At 72.9% G+C, this 20,908-nt stretch carries 23 protein-coding genes; 13 read left to right on the top strand and 10 right to left on the bottom strand.

Going from position 1 to position 20,908, the window contains the following annotated elements; translation table 11 throughout:
* Window positions 1-69 precede the first annotated feature (69 nt).
* Window positions 70-381: a multidrug efflux SMR transporter gene (locus AB0G02_RS00590; protein WP_360787107.1), complete on the top strand. Its 312-nt coding sequence runs from the start codon at window positions 70-72 to the stop codon at window positions 379-381.
* Here the strand turns inward: AB0G02_RS00590 and AB0G02_RS00585 are convergent.
* Window positions 368-1,375 (bottom strand): LacI family DNA-binding transcriptional regulator, encoded by a 1,008-nt coding sequence (locus tag AB0G02_RS00585; RefSeq protein ID WP_360787105.1) that lies wholly within the window; start codon window positions 1,373-1,375, stop codon window positions 368-370. The two genes, AB0G02_RS00590 and AB0G02_RS00585, sit on opposite strands and share 14 nt — an antisense overlap.
* A gap of 97 nt (window positions 1,376-1,472) precedes the next feature.
* Between AB0G02_RS00585 and AB0G02_RS00580 the strand changes: the two genes are divergently transcribed.
* The 9 genes from AB0G02_RS00580 to iolD are packed head-to-tail and all read left to right on the top strand — an operon-like array spanning window position 1,473 to window position 10,885.
* Entirely contained in the window at window positions 1,473-2,528 is a 1,056-nt protein-coding gene (locus tag AB0G02_RS00580; protein WP_360787245.1) for a Gfo/Idh/MocA family oxidoreductase, read from the top strand.
* Window positions 2,529-2,530: 2 nt separating this feature from the next.
* Window positions 2,531-3,385 carry a TIM barrel protein gene (locus AB0G02_RS00575; RefSeq protein WP_360787242.1) on the top strand — a complete coding sequence of 285 codons (855 nt, stop codon included), beginning with the start codon at window positions 2,531-2,533 and terminating at the stop codon, window positions 3,383-3,385.
* A gap of 22 nt (window positions 3,386-3,407) precedes the next feature.
* The gene (locus AB0G02_RS00570; protein WP_360787102.1) at window positions 3,408-4,397 is read left to right on the top strand and encodes a sugar ABC transporter substrate-binding protein; all 990 of its coding nucleotides are present in this window, start codon (window positions 3,408-3,410) and stop codon (window positions 4,395-4,397) included.
* 2 nt (window positions 4,398-4,399) lie between these two features.
* Complete coding sequence (locus AB0G02_RS00565; RefSeq protein ID WP_360787099.1) at window positions 4,400-5,473, top strand: ABC transporter permease; 1,074 nt, start codon at window positions 4,400-4,402, stop codon at window positions 5,471-5,473.
* Window positions 5,470-6,249 carry an ATP-binding cassette domain-containing protein gene (locus AB0G02_RS00560; RefSeq protein WP_360787096.1) on the top strand — a complete coding sequence of 260 codons (780 nt, stop codon included), beginning with the start codon at window positions 5,470-5,472 and terminating at the stop codon, window positions 6,247-6,249. The genes AB0G02_RS00565 and AB0G02_RS00560 overlap by 4 nt, the downstream gene beginning before the upstream one ends.
* Window positions 6,246-7,175 carry a 5-dehydro-2-deoxygluconokinase gene (gene iolC / locus AB0G02_RS00555; RefSeq protein WP_360787093.1) on the top strand — a complete coding sequence of 310 codons (930 nt, stop codon included), beginning with the start codon at window positions 6,246-6,248 and terminating at the stop codon, window positions 7,173-7,175. The genes AB0G02_RS00560 and iolC overlap by 4 nt, the downstream gene beginning before the upstream one ends.
* Before the next feature lie 52 nt (window positions 7,176-7,227).
* Window positions 7,228-8,142 carry an aldolase gene (locus AB0G02_RS00550; RefSeq protein WP_360787090.1) on the top strand — a complete coding sequence of 305 codons (915 nt, stop codon included), beginning with the start codon at window positions 7,228-7,230 and terminating at the stop codon, window positions 8,140-8,142.
* Window positions 8,139-9,041: a 5-deoxy-glucuronate isomerase gene (iolB, locus tag AB0G02_RS00545; RefSeq protein WP_360787087.1), complete on the top strand. Its 903-nt coding sequence runs from the start codon at window positions 8,139-8,141 to the stop codon at window positions 9,039-9,041. Before AB0G02_RS00550 ends, iolB begins: the two co-directional genes overlap by 4 nt.
* Entirely contained in the window at window positions 9,038-10,885 is a 1,848-nt protein-coding gene (gene iolD / locus AB0G02_RS00540) for a 3D-(3,5/4)-trihydroxycyclohexane-1,2-dione acylhydrolase (decyclizing) (RefSeq protein ID WP_360787084.1), read from the top strand. The genes iolB and iolD overlap by 4 nt, the downstream gene beginning before the upstream one ends.
* A gap of 19 nt (window positions 10,886-10,904) precedes the next feature.
* On the opposite strand, the gene AB0G02_RS00535 is transcribed toward iolD, so the two are convergent.
* From AB0G02_RS00535 to AB0G02_RS00525, 3 genes are all read right to left on the bottom strand, one after another.
* Window positions 10,905-11,264, bottom strand: coding sequence for a hypothetical protein (locus AB0G02_RS00535; RefSeq protein ID WP_360787081.1), 360 nt, complete (start codon window positions 11,262-11,264; stop codon window positions 10,905-10,907).
* Between the two features lies 1 nt (window position 11,265).
* Window positions 11,266-12,114 (bottom strand): hypothetical protein, encoded by an 849-nt coding sequence (locus tag AB0G02_RS00530; protein WP_360787078.1) that lies wholly within the window; start codon window positions 12,112-12,114, stop codon window positions 11,266-11,268.
* A 105-nt stretch (window positions 12,115-12,219) separates the two neighbouring features.
* The gene (locus AB0G02_RS00525) at window positions 12,220-12,834 is read right to left on the bottom strand and encodes a Crp/Fnr family transcriptional regulator (protein ID WP_231647952.1); all 615 of its coding nucleotides are present in this window, start codon (window positions 12,832-12,834) and stop codon (window positions 12,220-12,222) included.
* Window positions 12,835-13,253: 419 nt separating this feature from the next.
* On the opposite strand from AB0G02_RS00525, the gene AB0G02_RS00520 reads away from it, so the two are divergent.
* Complete coding sequence (locus AB0G02_RS00520) at window positions 13,254-14,318, top strand: NADH:flavin oxidoreductase/NADH oxidase (protein ID WP_360787074.1); 1,065 nt, start codon at window positions 13,254-13,256, stop codon at window positions 14,316-14,318.
* A 74-nt stretch (window positions 14,319-14,392) separates the two neighbouring features.
* Here AB0G02_RS00520 and AB0G02_RS00515 read toward each other — a convergent pair whose 3' ends face one another.
* A complete protein-coding gene (locus tag AB0G02_RS00515) occupies window positions 14,393-14,578 on the bottom strand; it encodes a DUF3073 domain-containing protein (protein WP_123745067.1) in 186 nt (61 codons plus the stop codon).
* Between the two features lie 162 nt (window positions 14,579-14,740).
* Here AB0G02_RS00515 and AB0G02_RS00510 point away from each other — a divergent pair, with 162 nt between their 5' ends.
* Window positions 14,741-15,622, top strand: coding sequence for a hypothetical protein (locus AB0G02_RS00510; RefSeq protein WP_360787070.1), 882 nt, complete (start codon window positions 14,741-14,743; stop codon window positions 15,620-15,622).
* On the opposite strand, the gene AB0G02_RS00505 is transcribed toward AB0G02_RS00510, so the two are convergent.
* The 5 genes from AB0G02_RS00505 to AB0G02_RS00485 form a co-directional block, all read right to left on the bottom strand.
* Complete coding sequence (locus tag AB0G02_RS00505) at window positions 15,575-16,771, bottom strand: MFS transporter (protein WP_360787068.1); 1,197 nt, start codon at window positions 16,769-16,771, stop codon at window positions 15,575-15,577. The two genes, AB0G02_RS00510 and AB0G02_RS00505, sit on opposite strands and share 48 nt — an antisense overlap.
* A gap of 62 nt (window positions 16,772-16,833) precedes the next feature.
* Window positions 16,834-17,415: an aerial mycelium formation protein gene (locus AB0G02_RS00500; protein ID WP_360787065.1), complete on the bottom strand. Its 582-nt coding sequence runs from the start codon at window positions 17,413-17,415 to the stop codon at window positions 16,834-16,836.
* A gap of 60 nt (window positions 17,416-17,475) precedes the next feature.
* Window positions 17,476-18,324 (bottom strand): 3-keto-5-aminohexanoate cleavage protein, encoded by an 849-nt coding sequence (locus tag AB0G02_RS00495; RefSeq protein ID WP_360787062.1) that lies wholly within the window; start codon window positions 18,322-18,324, stop codon window positions 17,476-17,478.
* A 103-nt stretch (window positions 18,325-18,427) separates the two neighbouring features.
* Window positions 18,428-19,519 carry a glycine cleavage T C-terminal barrel domain-containing protein gene (locus AB0G02_RS00490; protein ID WP_360787059.1) on the bottom strand — a complete coding sequence of 364 codons (1,092 nt, stop codon included), beginning with the start codon at window positions 19,517-19,519 and terminating at the stop codon, window positions 18,428-18,430.
* On the bottom strand, window positions 19,516-19,911 hold the full coding sequence (locus AB0G02_RS00485; RefSeq protein ID WP_360787239.1) for a transcriptional repressor: 396 nt from the start codon (window positions 19,909-19,911) through the stop codon (window positions 19,516-19,518). The genes AB0G02_RS00490 and AB0G02_RS00485 overlap by 4 nt, the downstream gene beginning before the upstream one ends.
* Window positions 19,912-19,999: 88 nt before the next feature.
* Here AB0G02_RS00485 and AB0G02_RS00480 point away from each other — a divergent pair, with 88 nt between their 5' ends.
* Window positions 20,000-20,842 carry an aminodeoxychorismate lyase gene (locus tag AB0G02_RS00480; protein WP_360787056.1) on the top strand — a complete coding sequence of 281 codons (843 nt, stop codon included), beginning with the start codon at window positions 20,000-20,002 and terminating at the stop codon, window positions 20,840-20,842.
* Window positions 20,843-20,908 lie beyond the last annotated feature (66 nt).

The raw sequence follows: 20,908 nt of genomic DNA, 5'->3' as shown, positions 1-20,908 counted from the left end.
GCGCGGTCGACAAGCGGAACCCGTTCCGATTAGGCTGAACCGGAATGGATTCCGGTTAATGGGGGCGCAATGGCCTGGGTGTTGTTGATCGGCGCGGCGTTGTTGGAGGTCGTGTGGGCCACGGCGTTGGGGCGCTCGGAGGGGTTCACCCGTCCGTGGCCGACCACCATCGGGATCGTGGGGGCGGTGGCCAGCTTCGTCCTGCTCACCATCGCGATGCGGGACCTGCCCGTCGGCACCGCCTACGCGGTGTGGGTGGGGCTGGGCGCCGTGGGCGTGGTGCTGCTGGGCATCATCGTCTCGGGTGAGAGCGCGTCACCGCTGCGGCTGGCGTGCCTGGCGCTGATCGTCGTCGGCGTGGTCGGCCTCAAGTTGGCCTGACCGCGCGTCGTCCCGGCGGGGCGGTGGTCGAGCGGACGACCAGCGACGGGTGCAGCAGGTGGCGCACCGGGTCCGTCCGCTCGCCGCGCACCCGTTGCAGCAGGGCCTCGGCGGCGAGCCTGCCGAACTCGTTGCGCGGCTGGTCGACCGTGGTCAGCGAGACGTGCCGCAGGGCGGCCAGCGACGTGTTGTCGTACCCGACCACGGAGACGTCCCGCGGCACCCGGAACCCGGCCTCCTCCAACGCGGAGATCGCGCCGACGGCGTTGAAGTCGTTGCACGAGACGATCGCGGTGGGCAGGTCACCGAACAGCCCCCGCACGGCCCGCGCGCCGGCCACGTCGGTGTACTCGCTGGCCACCACCCGCGGCGCGAGCCCGTGGGCCGCCATCGCGGCCAGGTACCCGCGTCGCCGCGGCGCGGCCCGCGAACCGCCGCCGCCGTCGAGGTGCGCGATCCGCCGGTGCCCCAACGACACCAGGTGGTCCACCGCCAACGCGATGCCGCGCTCGCCGTCGTCGTTCACGGTGTCCACCGAGGCCAGCCGGGACGACCGCGCCACCAGCACCACGGGCGCCTGGTCCGCCGCCCGGCCGATGTCCGCGGCGGGCACGACCGGTGACAGCAGCGCCAGGCCCGCCGGCCGGAACGACAGCAGGCTCCGCAACGCCCGCCGCTCCCGCGCCGGGCTGCGCCCGCCGGTGTTGAGGATCAGGTCGAAGCCCTGCCCGGTCGCCACCGCGTCCAGCCCGTCCACGACCTCCGCGAAGAACGCGTTGTGCAGGTCCGACACCATCACGCCGAGCACGTGGGACGTGCGGCTGGCCAACGACCGCGCCATGGCGTGCGGCGAGTACCCCAGTTCGTCGGCCGCCTTGAGCACCGCGGCACGCCGCTGGTCGCTCACCTTCGGTGATCCCCGCATCACCAGCGACACCAGCGCGCGGGACACGCCGGCGCGTGCCGCGACGTCCTCCATCGTGGGTCTGGCCACCGGTATCTCCTCACGAGCGCGACCCGCACCCTTGACACCCGTGTGACGGACGTTACAGCATTGGAGCGCTCCAACGAATAGAGCGCTCTAACGCGAGATCGCCTCTACCAGGACGGAGACCAGCGGGATGCGCATCGGAGTTGCCGGGGTCGGCCGGATCGGCACCATGCACGCCACCAACCTGGCCACCCTGGACGAAGTGGACGAGGTGCTGCTGTTCGACCCCGTGCCCGGCCGCGCGGCGCGGGCGTCGGCCGCCCTGCCCGGCACCAGGAGCGTGGACGACCTCGACGCGTTGCTCACGGCCAGTGACGGCGTCCTGCTGGCCACCCCCACGACCACGCACCCCGAGCTGCTGCGCACCGCCATCGCGGCGGGCGTGCCGACGCTGTGCGAGAAGCCGATCGCCGCCCACCTCGACGAGATGCGCGCGCTGGTCGAGGACGTGGAGGCGTCCGGGGTGGAGGTGCTGGTCGGCTTCCAGCGCCGGTTCGACCCGGCCGTGTCCGAGCTCCACCGACGCGTCCGGGCGGGCGACGTGGGCGACGTCTACCTGGTCCGGGCGCTGGGCAACGACGCCCGGCCGCCGGACTTCTCCTACCTGCCGCAGTCCGGCGGCCTCTTCCGCGACCTGCTGATCCACGACCTCGACGCGGTGCCGTGGCTGGTCGGTGAGCCGGTGGTGGAGGTGTACGCGTCGGGCTCGGTGCTGGTGGACCGGGCGTTCGCGGACGCCGACGACGTGGACAACGCGGTGGTGCTGCTGAAGTTCGCGGGCGGCGCGCACGCCACCCTGGCCGGCGGCAGGCACGACCCGCTCGGCTACGACCACCGCATCGAGGTGCTGGGCAGCCGGGACTCGCTGGCCGCCGGCCTCGACCCGCGCACGCCGCTGACGTCGCTGGAACCCGACGGGCCGAAGGTCGCCGCCGACGCCTACCCCGGCTTCCCGGAGCGCTTCCACCGCGCCTACCTGGCCGAGGTGGGCGTGTTCACGCAGGTCGTGGCCGGCACGGTGGCGAACCCGTCGCCCGCGCGGGAGAGTCTGATCAGCCTTCGGCTCGCGGAGGCGTGCGAGCGGTCGCGGCGCTCGGGCGCCCCGGTCCGCATCCGCGCCGAGGCGGGGAAACCGACCACGGAGGTCGTCGCGTGAAGATCGCCGGTGCACCGATCTCGTGGGGTGTCTGCGAGGTGCCCGGCTGGGGCGCCGTCCTCGATCCCCGGACCGTCCTGGCCGAGATGGCCTCGCTCGGGCTTCGGGCCACCGAACTCGGTCCGCCCGACTACCTGCCCGCCGACCCGCGGGCGTTGCGGGCCCTGCTGGACGAGCACGGCCTCGCGCTGGTCGGCGGTTTCCTCGCCGTCCCGCTGCACACCGGCGCGCAGTCCACAGTGGACGAAGCCGACCGGGTCGCCGCGCTGCTCGCCGCCGCGGGCGCGGAAGTCCTCGTGCTCGCCGCCGCCACCGGCCTGGACGGCTACGACGAGCGCCCGGCGCTCACCGACGACGAGTGGCGCACCCTCGTCGACACCGCCGCGCTGGTCCGCGACCGCGCCGCCGACCACGGCCTGCGCACCGCCCTGCACCCCCACGTGGGCACGCACGTCGAGCGCACCGCCGAGGTCGAGCGGTTCCTCACGGACTCCGACCTGGACCTCTGCCTGGACACCGGCCACCTCCTCATCGGCGGCACCGACCCGGTCGACCTGGCCCGCCGCCACCCCCACCGCATCGGCCACGTCCACCTCAAGGACGTCCGCGCCGACATCGCGGCCACCGTGCGCGACGGCGACCTCGGCTACACGGCCGCCGTGCAGCAGCGGATGTACGTGCCGCTCGGGGACGGCGACGTGGACGTGACCGCCCTGGTGGCGCTCCTCCGCGACGCCGGCTACACCGGTTGGTACGTCCTGGAGCAGGACACCGCGCTCGCCGCCGACAGCCCGCTCGACACCCCGGTGCGGGACACCGGCCGCAGCCTCGCGCACCTCACCCGGTCCACCGCCTGATCCCCCTGAGCGAGGAGAGACGATGACGTCCACCCGGAAGGCCCTGCGTGCAGGCCTTGCCCTGACCGGACTGGCCCTGCTGGCCGCGTGCAGCGGCCCCGGCGCGGAGAACACCGCGAGCACGACGCCCGGCGCCGCCGAAGCGCCGACCGGTGACCTGCGCGTCGCCGTCGTCACCCACGGCACGTCGGGCGACGCCTTCTGGAACGTGGTGAAGAACGGGGCCACCGACGCGGGCAAGCAGCTCGGCGTCACGGTCGACTACAACTCCGACGGCGACCCCGGCCGGCAGTCCACCCTGATCGACAACGCCGTGTCGCAGAAGGTCGGCGGCATCGTCGTGTCGATGGCCAACCCGGACGCGCTGCGGACCTCGATCGAGAACGCGGTGAAGGCGGGCATCCCCGTCATCACCATCAACTCCGGCTCCGACAAGAGCGCGACCTTCGGCGCGCTGGCGCACGTCGGCCAGGAGGAGAGCGTCGCGGGCGAGCAAGCCGGGCGCAAGCTCAAGGAGGCGGGCAGGACCAAGCTGCTGTGCGTCATCCACGAGGCCGGCAACGTCGGCCTCAACCAGCGCTGCGACGGTGCGCGCACCGGCTTCGGCGGCACCGTCACCAACCTCCAGGTCGACATCAACAACCCCACCGACGTGGAGTCGCGGATCAAGGGCGCGTTGCAGACCGACCCCTCGGTCGACGCCGTCCTCGCGCTGAACCCGCAGGTCGCGGTGTCGTCCGTGAACGCGGTCAAGGGCGCGTCCTCGAAGGCCGGCGTCGCCACGTTCGACCTCAACGCCGACGTCACCGCCGCGATCAAGGCCGGCGACGTGCTGTTCGCCGTCGACCAGCAGCAGTACGAGCAGGGCTACCTGCCGGTCGTCATGCTCAAGCTCTACCGCGACAACGCCAACACCGTCGGCGGCGGCAAGCCGGTGCTCACTGGACCGGGCTTCGTCGACAAGTCCAACGTGGACAAGGTGGCCGAGTACGCCGAGCGCGGCACCCGCTGAGGATGACGCCCGTGACCCCCCAACCCCCGGCGCTCTCCGCTCCTCCGGCCCCTCCGCCCGACGAACGCGTCGGCTCGGCGCGGCTGCTCGACCGGTTGGTGGTCCGACCCGAGATCGGCGCGCTGCTCGGCGCCGTGCTGGTCTTCGCGTTCTTCTCGGTGGTGACCGAGCGGTTCCTCAGCACCGGCGGCGTGGCGACCTGGCTGGACGACGCGTCCACGCTCGGCATCATGGCCGTCGCGGTCGCGCTGCTCATGATCGGCGGCGAGTTCGACCTGTCCGCCGGTGTGATGACCGCGTCCACCGCGCTGGTGACGGCCGTCCTCGCCACCCGCCTCGGCTGGAACGTGTGGCTCGCGCTGCTCGTGTCGCTGGTGTTCGCGCTGGCCGTCGGCGCGCTGAACGGGTGGCTGGTGATGCGCACCGGACTGCCCAGCTTCATCGTCACGCTCGGCACGTTCCTCGCCCTGCAGGGCCTCAACCTCGGCGTGACGCGGCTGGTGACCGGCACCGTGCAGGTGTCCGGCATGAGGTCGACCGACGGTTACCCCTCCGCCGGGTTCCTGTTCGCCTCGACGTTCACCGTCGGCGGCACGGCGTTCTACGTCTCGATCCTGTGGTGGGTCGTCGCCACCGCCCTCGCGGCGGTCGTGCTGCTGCGCACCCGGTTCGGCAACTGGATCTTCGCGGTCGGCGGGTCGGCGCAGTCGTCCCGCGCCGTCGGCGTGCCCGTGGTGCGCACCAAGGTGCTGCTGTTCATGACCACGGCCGGCGCGGCGTGGCTCGTCGGTTCCATCAACATCCTGCGGTTCACCAGCGTCCAGGCCAACCAGGGCATCGGGCTGGAGTTCCAGTTCATCATCGCCGCGGTGATCGGCGGGTGCCTGCTGACCGGCGGCTTCGGCTCCGCCGTCGGCGCGGCGATCGGCGCGCTCATCTTCGGCATGGCGCGGCAGGGCATCGTCTACGCCAACTGGAACTCCGACTGGTTCCAGCTGTTCCTCGGCGTGATGCTGCTGGCCGCCGTGCTGGTCAACAACGCCCTGCGACGACGGGCGGAGAGGGTGCGGCGATGACTCCACTCCTGGAGGTGCGGGGGATCGGCAAGACCTACGGCAGCGTCATCGCGCTGCGCGACGTCTCGACCGCCGTCAACGCGGGCGAGGTGACCTGCGTGCTCGGTGACAACGGCGCGGGCAAGTCCACGCTGATCAAGGTGCTGGCGGGCGTGCACCGGCACGACTCCGGCGAGTACCTCGTCGACGGCGCCCCAGTCCGGTTCACCTCGCCCCGCGAAGCCCTCGACCGCGGCATCGCGACCGTCTACCAGGACCTGGCCGTCGTGCCGCTGATGAGCGTGTGGCGGAACTTCTTCCTCGGCTCCGAGCCGACCACCGGCATCGGGCCGTTCCGGTTCCTCGACCGGCGGCGGGCCCGCGAGGTGACGCGGACGGCGTTGGCCGAGATGGGCATCGACCTGCGGGACGTCGAACAACCGGTGGGGACGCTGTCCGGCGGTGAACGGCAGTCCGTCGCGATCGCGCGGGCCGTCCACTTCGGGGCGAAGGTGCTGATCCTGGACGAACCGACGGCCGCGCTCGGCGTCAAGCAGGCCGGAGTGGTGCTGAAGTACGTGGCCCGCGCGCGCGACCGCGGGCTCGGGGTCGTGCTGATCACCCACAACCCGCACCACGCCTACCCCGTCGGTGACCGGTTCCTGCTGCTCAAGCGCGGGCGCGCGCTCGGCACGTACGAGAAGTCGGAGATCGGCCTGGACGAGCTGACCAGGCAGATGGCGGGCGGCGCGGAGCTGGAGGCGTTGGCGCACGAACTGCGGGGTGTCGACGGATGACCGTCGAGGTGCTCACCGTCGGCCGGGTCGGGGTGGACCTCTACCCCGAGCAGAGCGGCGTGCCGCTGGCGGAGGTGCGCACGTTCGCCAAGTCGCTCGGCGGGACGGCGACGAACGTGGCCGTGGCGGCGGCACGCCTCGGCCGCTCCTCGGCGGTGCTGACCAAGGTCGGACCGGACGGCTTCGGCCCCTACGTCCGCTCCGCGCTGGAGTCCTTCGGCGTGTCGTCGGCCCACGTCGGCACCGCCCCCGGCCTCCAGACCCCCGTGGTCTTCTGCGCCCTGGACCCGCCCGAGGACCCACCCCTGCTGTTCTACCGCGCCCCCCTGGCACCGGACCTGGCGCTGGAGGAGGAGGACGTGCCGTGGGATCTCGTGGCCTCCGTGCCACTGCTGTGGGTCACCGGAACGGGTGTCTCCGCCTCGCCCGCCCGGGAAACCCAGCGGCAGATCCTGCGCCACCGGGCCCACCGCACCCACACCGTCCTCGACCTGGACCACCGGCCGATGTTCTGGCCCGACCGGGAGACGGCACGGCGCGAGATCGGTTGGATGCTCGACCACGTCACGGTCGCCGTCGGCAACCGGGAGGAGGTCGACGTCGCGGTCGGCACGTCCGATCCCGACGAGGCCGCCGCGCGACTGCTCGACCGGGGCGTCGCGCTGGCCGTGGTGAAGAAGGGCGGCGAGGGCGTGCTGCTCGCCACGGCGGAGGGCTCGTGGACCGTCCCGCCCCACCCGGTCGACGTCGTGTGCGGCCTCGGCGCGGGGGACGCGTTCGGCGGCGCACTGGCCCACGGCCTGCTCTCGGGCTGGGAACCCGAGCAGACCGCCCGTTACGCCAACGTGGCCGGGGCCCTGGTGGCGGGCCGCCTGGCGTGCGCCGACGCCATGCCGACCCCGGCCGAGATCGAGGCCCACCTGTGAACCCCCATCGCCCCACCCGGGGACGCCTCGCGGGCCTGGCGGGAGGTGCCGGGTGATCACCGATGAGCAGTGGTCGCGGCTGCTGGACACCAGGGCGACCGACCCGGCCGCCATCCGCCGCGCCTACCAGGCCCGTTGCCGCCGGACGCAGCTGCTGTCCGACCAGGGCACGCTGTTCCTCGTCGCGGCCGACCACCCGGCCCGCGGCGCGCTCGGCGTCGGCGGCGACCCGCTGGCCATGGCCGACCGCCGCTCGCTGCTGGACCGCCTGCTCACCGCGCTGGCCAACCCCGCGGTGGACGGGGTGCTCGGCACGCCGGACGTGATCGAGGAGTTGCTGCTGCTCGACGGGCTGGACGGCCGGGTCGTCATCGGCTCCATGAACCGCGGCGGCCTCGCCGGGGCGGATTGGGAGATCGACGACCGGTTCACCGCCTACGACCCCACGTCGATCGCCGGCAGCGGGTTGGACGGCGGGAAGATGCTGTTGCGCCTGGTCGACTCCGACCCCGGCACCGCGCCCACGCTGGAGGGCTGCGCCGCGGCGGTGTCCGCGTTGGCCGAGCGCGGCCTGATGGCGATGGTCGAGCCGCTGCCCTACGCGCGGGACGCGGCGGGGAAGCTCGTCCTGCAGCGGGACGCCGCCGCGCTGGCGCGGGCCGGGAGCGTCGCCGCCGGGTTGGGGGTGACGTCGGCGTTCACCTGGCTCAAGCTGCCGCCGTCACCCGACGAGGTGCTGGACGCGACGACGTTGCCGGCGCTCGTGCTCGGTGGCGTGCCGTCCGCCCGCTTGGGTGACGACCTGGAGTCGTGGGGACGGTCGCTGCGTCACCCGACCGTGCGCGGGTTGGTCGTGGGACGCGCCCTGCTCTACCCGCCGGACGGCGACGTCGCCGCGGCGGTTGACGCCGCCGCACGGGTGTTGCGCACGGCGCGGGGAGAAAACCGGAGGGGAGTCGCGGGATGAGCTTGCACCGACCGCTGGGCACGCTGTCGGACGGCGAGAACGCCGTCGAACTCACCGCCGGCACCGCCGGATGGGACTACGCCGGGTTGCGGGTCTTGTTGCTGCACCCCGGTGGTGTGACCACGTTCGGCACCGGCGACTGCGAAGCGTTCGTGCTCCCGCTCTCCGGCGGGTGCGTGGTCGAGGTGGACGGGGAGCGGTTCGAGCTGCGGGGACGCGACTCGGTCTTCACCCGCGTCACGGACTTCGCCTACCTCCCGCGAGACGCCGAAGTCACCCTGTCCACGAAGGACGGCGTCGAGGTCGCCCTCCCGACGGCCCGCTGCGACCGCAGGCTGACCCCCAGGTACGGCCCGGCCGAGGACGTCCCGGTCGAGGTCAGGGGCGCGGGCACGGCCACCCGCCAGGTCACCAACTTCGGCGTGCCGGGCGTGTGGGACCACGCCGACCGGCTCATCGCCTGCGAGCTGATCACCCCGGACGGCAACTGGTCGTCCTACCCGCCGCACAAGCACGACCACACCTGCGACGTCGTCAACGAGGAGATCTACTACTTCCGCATCGCCGGCCGCGACAAGATCACCCCATCGCGTGAGGGTTTCGGCTTCCACCGCACCTACACCGACCACACCCACGGCGACGACGAGGCCGACGACGAGCACGTGGTGGTCCGGGACGGCGACGTCTTCCTCATCCCCCGCGGCTACCACGGCCCGTGCGTCGCCGCGCCCGGCTACCCCATGTACTACCTGAACGTCCTGGCCGGACCCGGCACCGGCGACCGGCGGTCCACGGCGTTCTGCGACGACCCGGCGCACGGCTGGGTCCGGGACACCTGGGCCGACCAGGCGCGAGACCCCCGCTGCCCCGTCACCAGCGCCGAAGGGAGGGTCGGATGAGGCTCACCACCGCGCAGGCGCTGGTCCGCTGGGTCCTGGCCCAGCGCACCGAACTGGCCGACGGCACGCACGCCCCGCTGTTCCCGGGCGTGTTCGCGATCTTCGGCCACGGCAACGTCCTCGCCCTCGGCAACGCCCTCGAAGAAGCACGCGCGGAGCTGCCGGTCTGGCGCGGCCACAATGAGCAGGGCATGGCGCTGGCCGCGGTCGGCATCGGCAAGGCCACCCACCGCCGCCAGGTCGGCGTCGCCACGTCCTCCATCGGGCCGGGCGCGCTGAACATGGTCACCGCCGCCGGCGTCGCCCACGCCAACCGCCTGCCGCTGCTCCTGCTGCCCGGCGACACGTTCACCAGCCGCGCGCCGGACCCGGTGCTCCAGCAGGTCGAGCACTTCGGCGACCCGACGACCACGGTCAACGACGCGTTCCGCGCGGTCAGCCGCTACTTCGACCGCATCACCCGGCCCGAGCAGCTGCTCAACACCCTGCCGCAGGTGGCGCGCGTGCTCACCGACCCGGCCGACTGCGGCCCGGTGGTGCTCGCCCTGCCGCAGGACGTGCAGGCCGAGTCGGCAGACTTCCCGGACGCCCTGTTCGCGCCGGTCCTGCACCGGCCGTCCCGCCCCCGCCCGGACACCCGCGCCCTCACCGAGGCCACCGCCGTCCTCCGCGACGCCCGCAGGCCGCTGCTGGTCCTCGGCGGCGGCGTCCGCTACTCCCGCGCCGCCGGCCGGGCGATCCGCTTCGCGGAGCAGCACGCCGTCCCGGTCGTCGAGACGACCGCCGGTCGCACCCTCGTCCCGCACGACCACCCGCTGCACGCCGGCCCGCTCGGCATCACCGGCTCCACCTCGGCCAACGCCCTGGCCGCCGAAGCCGACGTGGTGCTCGCCGTCGGCACCCGCCTCCAGGACTTCACCACCGCGTCCTGGACGGTGTTCGCACCGGACGTCCGGATCGTCTCCCTCAACGCCGCCCGGTTCGACGCCGTGAAGCACGGCGCGCTGTCGGTGGTGGCCGACGCCGACGAAGGCCTGCGCGAGCTCACCGACGGGCTCGGCGCGTGGCGGGCCGACCCGGCCTGGGCCGCGCGGGCGGGCGAGGAGCGGTCGAAGTGGGACGCGCACGTCGACGGCCTGCGCGCACCCGGCGGCACCCCGACGTACGCGCAGGTCGTGGGCGTGGTCAACGAGCTGTCCACGCCGGAGGACTACGTGATGACGGCGTCCGGCGGCCTGCCCGGCGAGCTGATCGGCGGCTGGCGCGCGCTCGGTGAGGCGACCATGGACGTGGAGTACGGGTTCTCCTGCATGGGCTACGAGCTGGCCGGCGCGTGGGGCGCGGCCATCGCCCGGCCCGACGGCGTGGTGACCACCCTCGTGGGTGACGGTTCCTACCTGATGCTGAACTCGGAGCTGTTCTCGGCGGCGTTCGCCGGGCACGGTTTCGTGGCCGTGGTCTGCGACAACGACGGGTACGCCGTGATCCACCGCCTGCAGACCGGTCAGGGCGGCGCGGGGTTCAACAACCTCTACGACGACGTGCGCACGACCCACGCCCACCCGCCGCGCACGGACTTCGCCGCCCACGCCGCGGCGATGGGCTGCGCGGCGTTCCCGGTGGACGACCTGGCGGGCCTGCGCGACGCCTACCGCCGTGCCCGGGAAGTCGCGCGGACCGGACACCGCCCGGCGGTGGTCGTGATCCGCACCCACCCGTCCGCGTGGACCGACGCGGGCGCGTGGTGGGAGGTCGGCGTGCCGGAAGTGGCGCACCGACCGGAGATCACCGCCGCCCACGACGAGGTGCTGAGCGGCAAGGCGAAACAACTCCGCTATCTCTGACCGGCCGGCTCCGGGGACGTCAAGTCCGCGCGGCGTCGGCCGGGCCGAAGTCACCGGCCACCCGCGGCAGGGCGGGGCCGACCTCGTGCAGCACCGCGCGCAGGGGGCCTGCGGCCTCGGGGCGTTCCCACAGCATGGTGTGGATCGAGCCGCGCCACTCGGTGGTGAACTCGGCGCGCGCCAGCTCCAACCGCACCCTCGGCACGGCGACGAGCCGCAGCCGCGCCTCGTCCATCCGGGCGCTCACCACGTCGACCAGGTCGGGCGCGAGGACCGCGGCCACCCTCGTCCTCAGGTCGGGCCACTGCTCGGTGTCCACGACCGTCGCCAGCGCGCCGGCAGCCGCGCCGGCGAGGAGTCTCAGCGGTTCCTCGCGCACGTCACGCCCTTTCGTCGGAGTCCCTGCGGTAGACCGGGCCGAAGTGCGAACCCCGCTGGTCGTTGCGGTCGAAGTGCTGGATCACGTCGGCCTTCTGCGTCGGCACGTGCGCGTCGCGGCCCGCCTGGACCACCGTCGACCCGCCGGTGGCGACCGCGTGCTGGTTCACCGACGTCGGCGCGGACGTGACGACCGGCGAGACGGCGTCGGCCCCGAGCGCGACCTCCGGCGCGGCGGCCCCGGGCGTGTCGGCGGTCGCGGCGTCCAGGGCCAAGGCGTGCACGTCCCCGCTCGGCAGCCACATCCACCCGTGGCCGCGGAAGTCCTTCACCCGCACGTCCACGTGCCGGAACTGCTCGGGCCGCAGCGTGGTGAACCCGGCCGCGACCAGCGAGGTGAACAGCGTCTCGGACAGCACGACGACCAGGTCGGCTTCGGTCTGCTCCAGCGCCGCGTGCGCCGGCTCGCTGTTGAGCAGCCTGCTGACCAGCACCGCGTCCTGGCCGGGGTAGCCGTTGGCGCCCTCGACGGTGGTGCCGAAGTGGATCGCCATCCGCATCCTCAGCTTGGCCTGCGGCACCCGGTACCGGTTGGTCGCGGCCAGCTCGGCGTCCAGCGCCCGCACGTACCGGTCCACGACGTCGCCCTCCGCCGCCGTGGCCGGCAGCACGGCCCACTCCTCGTCGCCCTTGGCCTGCCGGCTCCACGTCGAGCGGTCCAGGCCGGCGGCTTCACCGGCCCGGTCCAGGCTGCGCACCAGCAGCTCCTGCAACTCGCGTTGGAGCAGGTCGTCGGCCGACCCGTAGCTCTTCAGGTCACAACAGACCAGCAGACCGCGCTGGAAGCTCATGGGTACGGCCTTTCGACGGGTGCTGACGCACTGCGGGCAAACGACTGCGCAGAGTCACTGTGGACTACTGCATCGGCGCGAATACCGCAGAAATGCGGTCTCGCGTCAGAAGCCCGCGAATTTACGCAGTCCGGCCAGATCCGGCACCAGCACGTCGCGCCTCAGGTGACTGACGACCACCCCCGCCTTTCGCAGATCGGAGAACGCCTTCTCGGCCGTTCTGGGCTTCATGCCGGCGATCGAGGCGAGTTCCACCTTCGTCAGCGGAATTCCGAGCGTCCACCCGTGCGCCTCTTCGCGCCCGTAGGTCTGCACCAATTCGGCCAGCACCCGCGCCACCCGTTCGGCGGCCGGGTGGGACAGGAAATCCCGTCGGCGCTGGTTCGCCCAGCGGAGCCGGTCGTTGATCATCCCGATCAATTCCACGAACACGTCGTTGCGCCGGTGCAGGAAGCTCATCAGCTCACCGCTGGTGATCAGCTTCGCGACCACGTCGCCGCACGTGACGACGGTGGCCGACCGGGGCTTCTGGTCCAGCGCGGCCATCTCGCCCACCAGGTCGCCCGCGACCCGGATCGCCAGCAGCGCCGTGTCGCCCGTCTCGTCCGTGGTCTGCACCTTGACGACGCCGTCGAGCAGCAAAAGGACGTGAGTGTCTTTCGCGTCTTGCTCGATGACCTCGCGGTCGGCCGTGTACCGCACGACCGTGCCGATGTTCAACAGTTCTTGTCGGGTGTTGTCTCGGAGGCGACCCAGGAGGCTGTTGCTGGGCCACCCTGGATCCTGTGTCATCGTGGTCGGCATGGGCAGCATGTGGATCCTGTTACTGTCGTGACCGGCGGGAACTTCCAGAGGCCGACCTGCGTCGGGCGGCAAGTGATGGTCTCCCCGAACGTGCTGCGGACAGTACACCCGAATGGGCGTAACTGGCGTCCTCTTGTTCGGCGTTTTGCCCGCGACCCCCCATTGAAGATCACGTGCGAATGCACGCGCAATACCGAATCGAATGGAATTCCGCAGCTCCGCGAGGTGGGACGGCCACCACACCGGGGAACAAGGGCCGATCCGGTGAACTTGGACGAGGTGGCGTGCCACGACGCCGTCGTTGCCAAAATCGGAACGCTCCGGAGGACCCGCTCGTGAGCCAGCTGTTCAGCCCGCTGACCATCCGCACCGTCACGCTGCCGAACCGGATCGCGGTCAGCCCCATGTGCCAGTACTCGGCGGAGGACGGTCACCCGAACGAGTGGCACCTCGTGCACCTCGGCTCGCGCGCGGTCGGCGGGGCCGGCCTCGTGCTCACCGAGGCGACCGCGGTCCAGGCGGTCGGCCGCATCTCGCCCGAGGACACCGGCCTGTGGGACGACGCGCACATCGCCTCGTGGCGGCCGGTCGTGGACTTCATCCACGCCCACGGCGCCGTCGCCGGCGTGCAGCTCGCCCACGCCGGCCGCAAGGCCTCGACCTACTCGCCGTTCGCCTCGCGACGGGGTGGGGTGGCCGACGCCGACGGCGGGTGGACGCCCGTCGCGCCCGGCGCCGAACCGTTCCAGGCGGACTACCGGACGCCGGTGGAGCTGGACGCCGAGGGAATCGCGCGGGTGGTCGAGGACTTCGCCGCGGCGGCCCGCCGCGCGGTGGCGGCCGGCTTCCGGGTGGTCGAGGTGCACGCGGCGCACGGCTACCTCCTGCACGAGTTCCTGTCGCCGCTCAGCAACCACCGCACCGACGCCTACGGCGGCTCGCCGCGCAACCGCACCCGGCTCACGCGCGAGGTCACCGCCGCCGTCCGGGAAGCCGTGGGCGAGGACGTGCCGGTGTTCGTGCGCATCTCCGCCACCGACTGGGTCGAGGGCGGCTGGACCGCGGAGGACAGCGTCGAACTGGCGCGCGACCTCGCGGCCCTGGGTGCCGACCTGGTCGACGTGTCCACCGGCGGCAACACGCCCGCGGCGGACATCCCGACCGGCCCCGGCTACCAGGTGCCGTTCGCCGAGACCGTGCGGCGGAAGGCCGACGTGCCCACCGGGGCCGTCGGCATGATCACCGACGCCCGGCAGGCCGAGCAGGTCCTCGCCGATGGCTCGGCCGACCTGGTGCTGCTCGGCCGGGAGTCCCTGCGCGACCCGTACTGGCCGCTGCACGCGGCAGCGCAGTTGGGGGTGCAGGTCGACCCGCCGAGGCAGTACGCCAGGGCGTTCTAGGGGCCCGCTGCAAAGGTCGGGCTGCCGGTTCGTAAGACCGGCAGCCCAACCTCAGCAGCGGGTGTGGTGTTGTGTCAGCGACGGTAGTCGTCGTATTCGTCGTCCGACGGGTCGTCGAAGCGTTCTTCGCTTCGTCGAACACCTGCGGACTCGCCGCCGGACAGCTCGCGTTGCAAGGCGTCGACGTCGATGTTGTGAGAGCTGTACTTGAGCTCCCGCGCCACCTTGGTCTGCTTGGCCTTAGCTCGGCCGCGCCCCATGGCTCGACCCCCTCGCACAGGGACGGGGGCGGCCGGGGGAACGGCGGCCCCACTCGTCTCGACAACTAGTTCCTGGTAACTACCGTACCGTGTCGAAGGGGTTCCCCGCGACGCGGTAGGCGTGACACGTACCGCCAAATCTCACCGTGGGAGGATGCGCGGGTGCCTCGACCGTTCGTCGCCTACCTCAGGGTGTACGAACCGCTGTCGGCTCTTGACGCACCGTTGGCCGATCAGGTGCGAAAAGCCCTGGAGAACGGGGCCCTGAGCCGTGCGGACGTCGGCGTGCGCGAACGGGAGCTGTGGTTGCGATCACAGCTGGCCCGGCCGCGTCGCCTCCTGCCCGGTGAGCGGTCGGACGGCAGCGTCGCACCCGACGCGCCGTTCGACGTGATGACCATCAGCCCCGCCGAGGTGCCGGGGGAGGTCGGTCCCGGTCCCCTCGTCTGCCCCCTCGACCTGCGGGCCCGGTCGGCCGCCGCGCTGGTCGGCTTCCTGGCCACGTCCACCGGCCCCCTGCGGGACGAGGCCGTGGCGGTCGAGCCGGAGGAGATCCGGTCGCGGGCGTCCGCGGTGATGGCCGAGCTGACCGCCGGGGCGGTGCACGTCATCTCGACCACCTGGACGGTGCCGCTGCCGTGGTTCGCCCTGGTCGAGCCGGAGGCGCGGCGGGTGGTGCTCGCCCCGAGGGACGACCCGGAGCGCCAGGTGTCGTGGCGGGTGTCCATGTCGGACGCCCGCGAGCGGGTGGCGCGGGCGCACCGCGTGGTGTCCGGCTCGCTGGGCGAGGGCGGTCCGGCCAAGGTGCTCGCGGACACCGGTCGCTGGCTCGACCACTTCGCGCCGGACTCGGCCGTCGAGCTGGACTACGGCGGCCTGGTGCAGCTCATCGAGGACGACGACCTGCTGGAAGACAGCTCGGCGGCGGACGTGAACGCGATCGTGGACGCGCTGGAGACCGGCGACGCCGAGGAGGTCGCCCTCCGGTACGAGCGGCTACGGGAGTTCTGGGGAGAGCTCGCGCGCCGCGAGCGGCACGGCTAGCAGCACGCGGGCGGCCACGGCGGCCGCCGCGGCCACCAGGAGGGCGGCCGGCCACCCGGCGGCCGTCGCCACCCAGCCGGCCAGCGGCGGCGTGACGGTGGCGCTGAGGTAGTTGGCGGAGTTCTGCATCCCGAGCGCGATGCCGGTCCGGCCCGGGGGCGCCAGCTCGCCGGCGGCCGTGATCGCCACGCCGTTCCAGCACAGCGCCAGCGCGGCCGTGGGGATGAGCACCGCGGCCAGCAGCCAGACGGGCGCCTGGTCGAGGACGGCGCAGAGCGCGAACCCGACCGCGATCAGCACGCTCAGCACCTTCAGCGGTCCCACCCGGGTGGGTGAACGGTCCGACCACACGCCGACGACCAGCCTGCCGATACCGCCGCTGACCTGGGCGGCGGCGAACAGCCCGGCGGCCAGGCCCACGGCCACGCCGCGGTGGTCGTGCAGCAGTTCCACCATGAGCGCGGCGGCGGTGAACTGGGGGACGACCAGCAGGCCGCTGGCCGTGCTCAGCCGGATCAGGGCCGGGTCGGAGAGCACGACCCCGTGCCGCCCCCCGCCGGACCGCACCGCCCACGGCGGCTCCCGGACCCACAGCGCCACCGCGACCGCGACGAACGCGGTGAAGCCCGCCAGCGCCAGGAACGCCACCGGCACCCCGGCCCGCACCGCGACCACCGGCAGGACCGCGGCGGCCAGCGCCGCGCCGAGCGGGGTGGCGGTCTGCCGCAGGCCCATGGCGAACCCGCGGCGCTCCACGGGGAACCAGGTCATCACCGCGCGGCCGCTGGCGGCGTTCACGCTCGCGCCGAACAACCCGACGCCCACCAGCGCCAACCCGGCCACCACCGGCCCGTCGAACGCGGCCAGTGCCAGGCACCCGGCCGCGCCGAACCCGCCGACGGCCATGACCAGCCGCTCGCCGTGCCGGTCCGCCGCCGCACCCCACAGCACGAGGGTGAGCATGGTGCCCAGGTTGACCGCCCCGAGGAGCAGCCCGACCTGCGGCAACGACAGCCCGAAGTGCGCGCGCAGCTGCGGGGTGATCGCGGGCAGGCCGAGGAACACCGCGGCGTTGGTGCCCTGCGCGACCGCGCCGACCGCGAGCACCACCCACCGGTACCCGGGCGCGGCTGATCGTTGGTGTGCCATCAACCGGCCACGTTAGGCGGGCCGTCCAGATATCGGGAGAGCTTTCCCGGATGCTGGGAGCCCTACTCCTTGGTGCGACCCGGGTTGGTCGGCCAACCGCGCTCGGCGGCCAGCAGCTCGTCCACCGACGCGCTGCCGCTCTGGTACCGCCCGGCGATCTCGGCGTTGAGGTGGTCCACCACGGCCTGCACCTCGCGCCGCCGTGACGACACCGAGGCCTCCTCGCTGATGAACACCCGCAGCGCCAGGTCGAGCTTGTCGTCGGTGAGCGCGCTGACGTCCGAGAGGTCGACGTCGGAGACCAGGGCCTCGACGTGCCGCCGGTGCGCCTCGGCCCGCGAAGGCTCCTGCGTCTGGTACCGCCCGAGGCCGGTCGCCGGCCCCACCGCGTTCGACGCCAGGATGGTCGCCAGCTGGTCCACCACCGCCGAACCGCCGGACGTCCGCCGCTCCTGCTCGGCCCGCACGATGTCGATCCGCGCGTGCAGCAGTCGCCGCAGGTACGACAGGTCCGTCTCCTCCTGCGCCGCTTCGTCGCGCAGCGCGCGCACCTCGGCGAGCGGGAGCCGCTCGACCCCCTCCGCGTAGTCGGGGGCGAGCACCCGGTCGATACGGCGGCGCCCGCCGGGACGCACCTCGATCACGTACTCATCCTGAGGTAGTTCGTGTCCACCCGCCAACACAAACCTGCTTCCAAAGTTGTCTCAAACCTGTACCGGACTGCGCACACCCAGGAGCGCACGTGCCTCCGCCGGCGACAGCGGCGGCCGTTGGGCGATCTTCGCCAACCCCGCCGCCCGTGCGATGAGTTGCGCGTTGTCCCGGACCGGTTGGCCCTTCGCGTACGAAATGGTGTCCTCCATGCCCACCCGCAGGTGACCGCCAGCGGCCAACGCCGTCAGCATCACCGGCAGGGTGGTCCGCCCGATGCCCGTCGCGGAGAACGACGCGCCCTCCGGCAGCAGCCGCAACGCCGCCACCAGCGTCTCCGCGTCGCCCGGCATGCCGCCCGGCACGCCCATCACCAGGTCGACGTGCACCTTGCCACCCGCGGGCAGCCCGTGCTGGTCCAGCAGCCGCCGCAGCGACGCCAGCTGGCCGATGTCGAAGATCTCGTACTCCGGGACGATGCCCCGCTCCTGCATCCCCTTGTGCAGGGCGACGACGAACTCCCACCTGTTCAGGAAGACGTCGTCGCCGAAGTTCACCGTGCCCATGGTGCAGGACGCCGAGTCGGGCAGGGCGTCGAGCACCCGCAGCCGGTCGGCCTCCGGGTCGGTCACCGCGCCACCGGTGGACAGCTGGACGACGAGGTCCGTGTGCTCCCGCAGGGCGGCGACGGTCTCCTTGAGCAGCCCGAGGTCCAACGTCGGCCTGGTGTCCGCGCCGCGGATGTGCACGTGGACCATCGCGGCGCCGACCTGCTCGCACGACCGGGCGGTGACGACCAGCTCCTCCAGCGTGACCGGCAGGTTGGGGACGTCGGCCTTCGCGTGCTCGGCCCCGGTGGGGGCGACCGTGAGCAGCGTGCCGTGGGATCCGGGTCGGGACATGCCGTGATCCTGGCACAGAACCCGTTCGGACCAGCGCCTCGACGCCACCCGGTGGACCCGGAACCGCAGGCAGGGGCGGTCGTCGGTTTTCCGGTCCGGATGATCAGCGGCCGAGGTTGCGCGCCGCCTCGCGGCCGAGGCCCGGGGTGTCCGGCGGCACGGAGTCCGGGTCGACGCTCGCCTGGACCCGGCGGTCCTCCGCGCCGACCAGCAGCTCCGTCTCCGGCGGGACCGACCGCTTGACCAGCGCCAGCACGATCGTGCCCAGCTCGTGGTGCAGCGCCACGCTGCCGACCCGGCCGACCACGCGGTCGTCGACCAGCACCGGGTCGCCGGTCTCCGGCTGGACCTCGCGTGACCCGTCCAGGTGCAGCAGCAGCATCCGGCGCGGCGGGCGGCCGACGTTGTGGACCTTCGAGACCGTCTCCTGGCCCCGGTAGCAGCCCTTGTCGAGGTGGACGGCGCCGCCGATCCAGTTCACCTCGTGCGGGATGGTCTTCTCGTCGGTGTCCACGCCCAGGCGGGCGTGCAGCGACTCGACCCGCAGCGCCTCGAACGCCCAGCTGCCGGCCGGGCGGGCGCCCGCGTCGGTGAGCCTGCCCCACCAGCCGGCCAGCTCGCCGCGCGGGACGACCAGGTCGACCGCGTCGTGACCCGGCCAGGTCATGCGGCGGGCGAAACCGCCCCCGACCGCGACGACGCCGTGCGGGCCGGCGGGCAGCGGCAGCTCCAGCTTGGCGAACAGCCCGGCGACCTCGGGGCCGACGACGGTCAGCACGGCCAGCTCGGCCGTCGCGTCCCGCGGCTCCACCTTCGACCAGAACACCATCTTGGTCAGGTACGCCAGCAGCTCGGCCGCCCGCGACGCCTCCGTGTCGAGGTAGGCGACACCGCCGACGTTCGCGACGACCACGTGGTGCTCGACCCGGCCCTGGACGTCCAGGATCAGCGCCTCGGTGCCCTGTCCCTCACCGAGCGCGGTGAAGTGCTGGCTGGTCAGCGAGTGCAACCAGGTCAACCGGTCGTCGCCCGGGACCGCGATCACGGCCCGGTGCGACCGGTCGAACACCGCGACCGACCGCGCCGCCGAGCGCTGCTCGGCGAACGGGTCGCCGAAGTGCCACGGCACGCCCTGGTCGGGTGCGCCCTCGAACGGGGCGACCGCACCGGGAGCGGTCAACAGCGGTGAATTCACTCGGACTCCTTCGGGGCGCTCCGGCTCAGGCACTCGCGGCACGTGCCCGACAGCGCGAGGTGGCTCGCATCAAGTTCGAACCCGTACCCGTCCCTCAGTGTTCCCCCCAGGGGGGAGAGCAGCTCGCACGGCACCTCGTCCACCCTGCCGCACCGGTGGCACACGAGGTGCACGTGCTCGTGCGCGTCGACCGAGTAGTTGGGTGCGCCGTGCCCCAGGTGGGTGTGCCGGACGAGGCCGAGCCGGTCGAGCAGGTCGAGGGTGCGGTAGACGGTGGTGATGTTCACGGTCGGCGCGGTGACCTGGACGCGCTGGCAGATCTGCTCCGGCGTGGCGTGGCCCAGCTCGCGCACCGCGTCCAGCACGAGCTGGCGCTGGGGCGTCATCCGCATGCCGCGTTCGTGCAGCGTCTTGCGCAGGGCTTTCGGTGCGCCGGCAGTGTCCACGATTGCGATGGTAGGCCGTGAGTAGGCTCACGGTATGCGCGTGCTGGCACTGCTGGACGGAACACTGGCCGACCCCGACGCCCCGCTGATCCGGGTCGACGACCTGGGCCTGATGCGCGGCGACGGCGTCTTCGAGACGATCCTCGTCGTCGACGGCAAGCCCCGGGAACTCGGTCCGCACCTGGACCGGTTGGCCCGCTCGGCGGCCATGCTCGACCTGCCGGAGCCCGACCGCTCCGCGTTCGAGCGCGCCGTCGACCTCGTGCTGGACAACTGGACGGGCGGCGCCGAGGTCGCGCTCAAGCTCGTCTACACGCGCGGCGTCGAGGGCGGTGACGGCACGCCCACCGGCTTCGCCCTGGGCATGGACATCTCGGCCAAGGTGCTGGCGCAGCGGGCCGAGGGCATCGCCGCGGTCACCCTGGACCGGGGCGTCGAGCCGGGCCTGGTGGACCGCGCGCCGTGGCTGCTGCTGGGCGCCAAGTCGCTGTCGTACGCGGTGAACATGGCGGCTCTGCGCGAGGCCGAGCGCCGCGGTGCGGCCGAGGTCGTGTTCACCACGTCGTCCGGCTCGGTGCTGGAGGGCCCCACGTCGACGCTGATCATGGCCCGCGGTCGGACCCTGGTCACGCCGCCCGCCGAGCTGGGCATCCTGCCGGGCACCACGCAGGCCGCGCTGTTCCGCGCCGCCGAGCGCGAGGGCTGGACCGTCGAGGTGCGACCGGTCGAGGTGGACGAGCTGTACCCGGCCGATGGCGTGTTCCTGGTGTCGAGCGTCCGCAAGGTCACCCGCGTCCACACCCTGGACGGCAAGACGCTCCCCGACTCGACCGAGCTGCACGCGACCCTGGCCGCGCTGTACGAGTCCGAGTACTGAATTGGATTGCCGCTGCTCCGCAGACGGCGGGCGAGGTCGCCCGGAAGTCGGTCGTTCGCGCCTGAT

This window comes from Actinosynnema sp. NPDC023658, from assembly GCF_040639995.1.
GTDB lineage: Bacteria > Actinomycetota > Actinomycetes > Mycobacteriales > Pseudonocardiaceae > Actinosynnema.
This window is presented reverse-complemented; position numbering and strand designations above follow the sequence as displayed.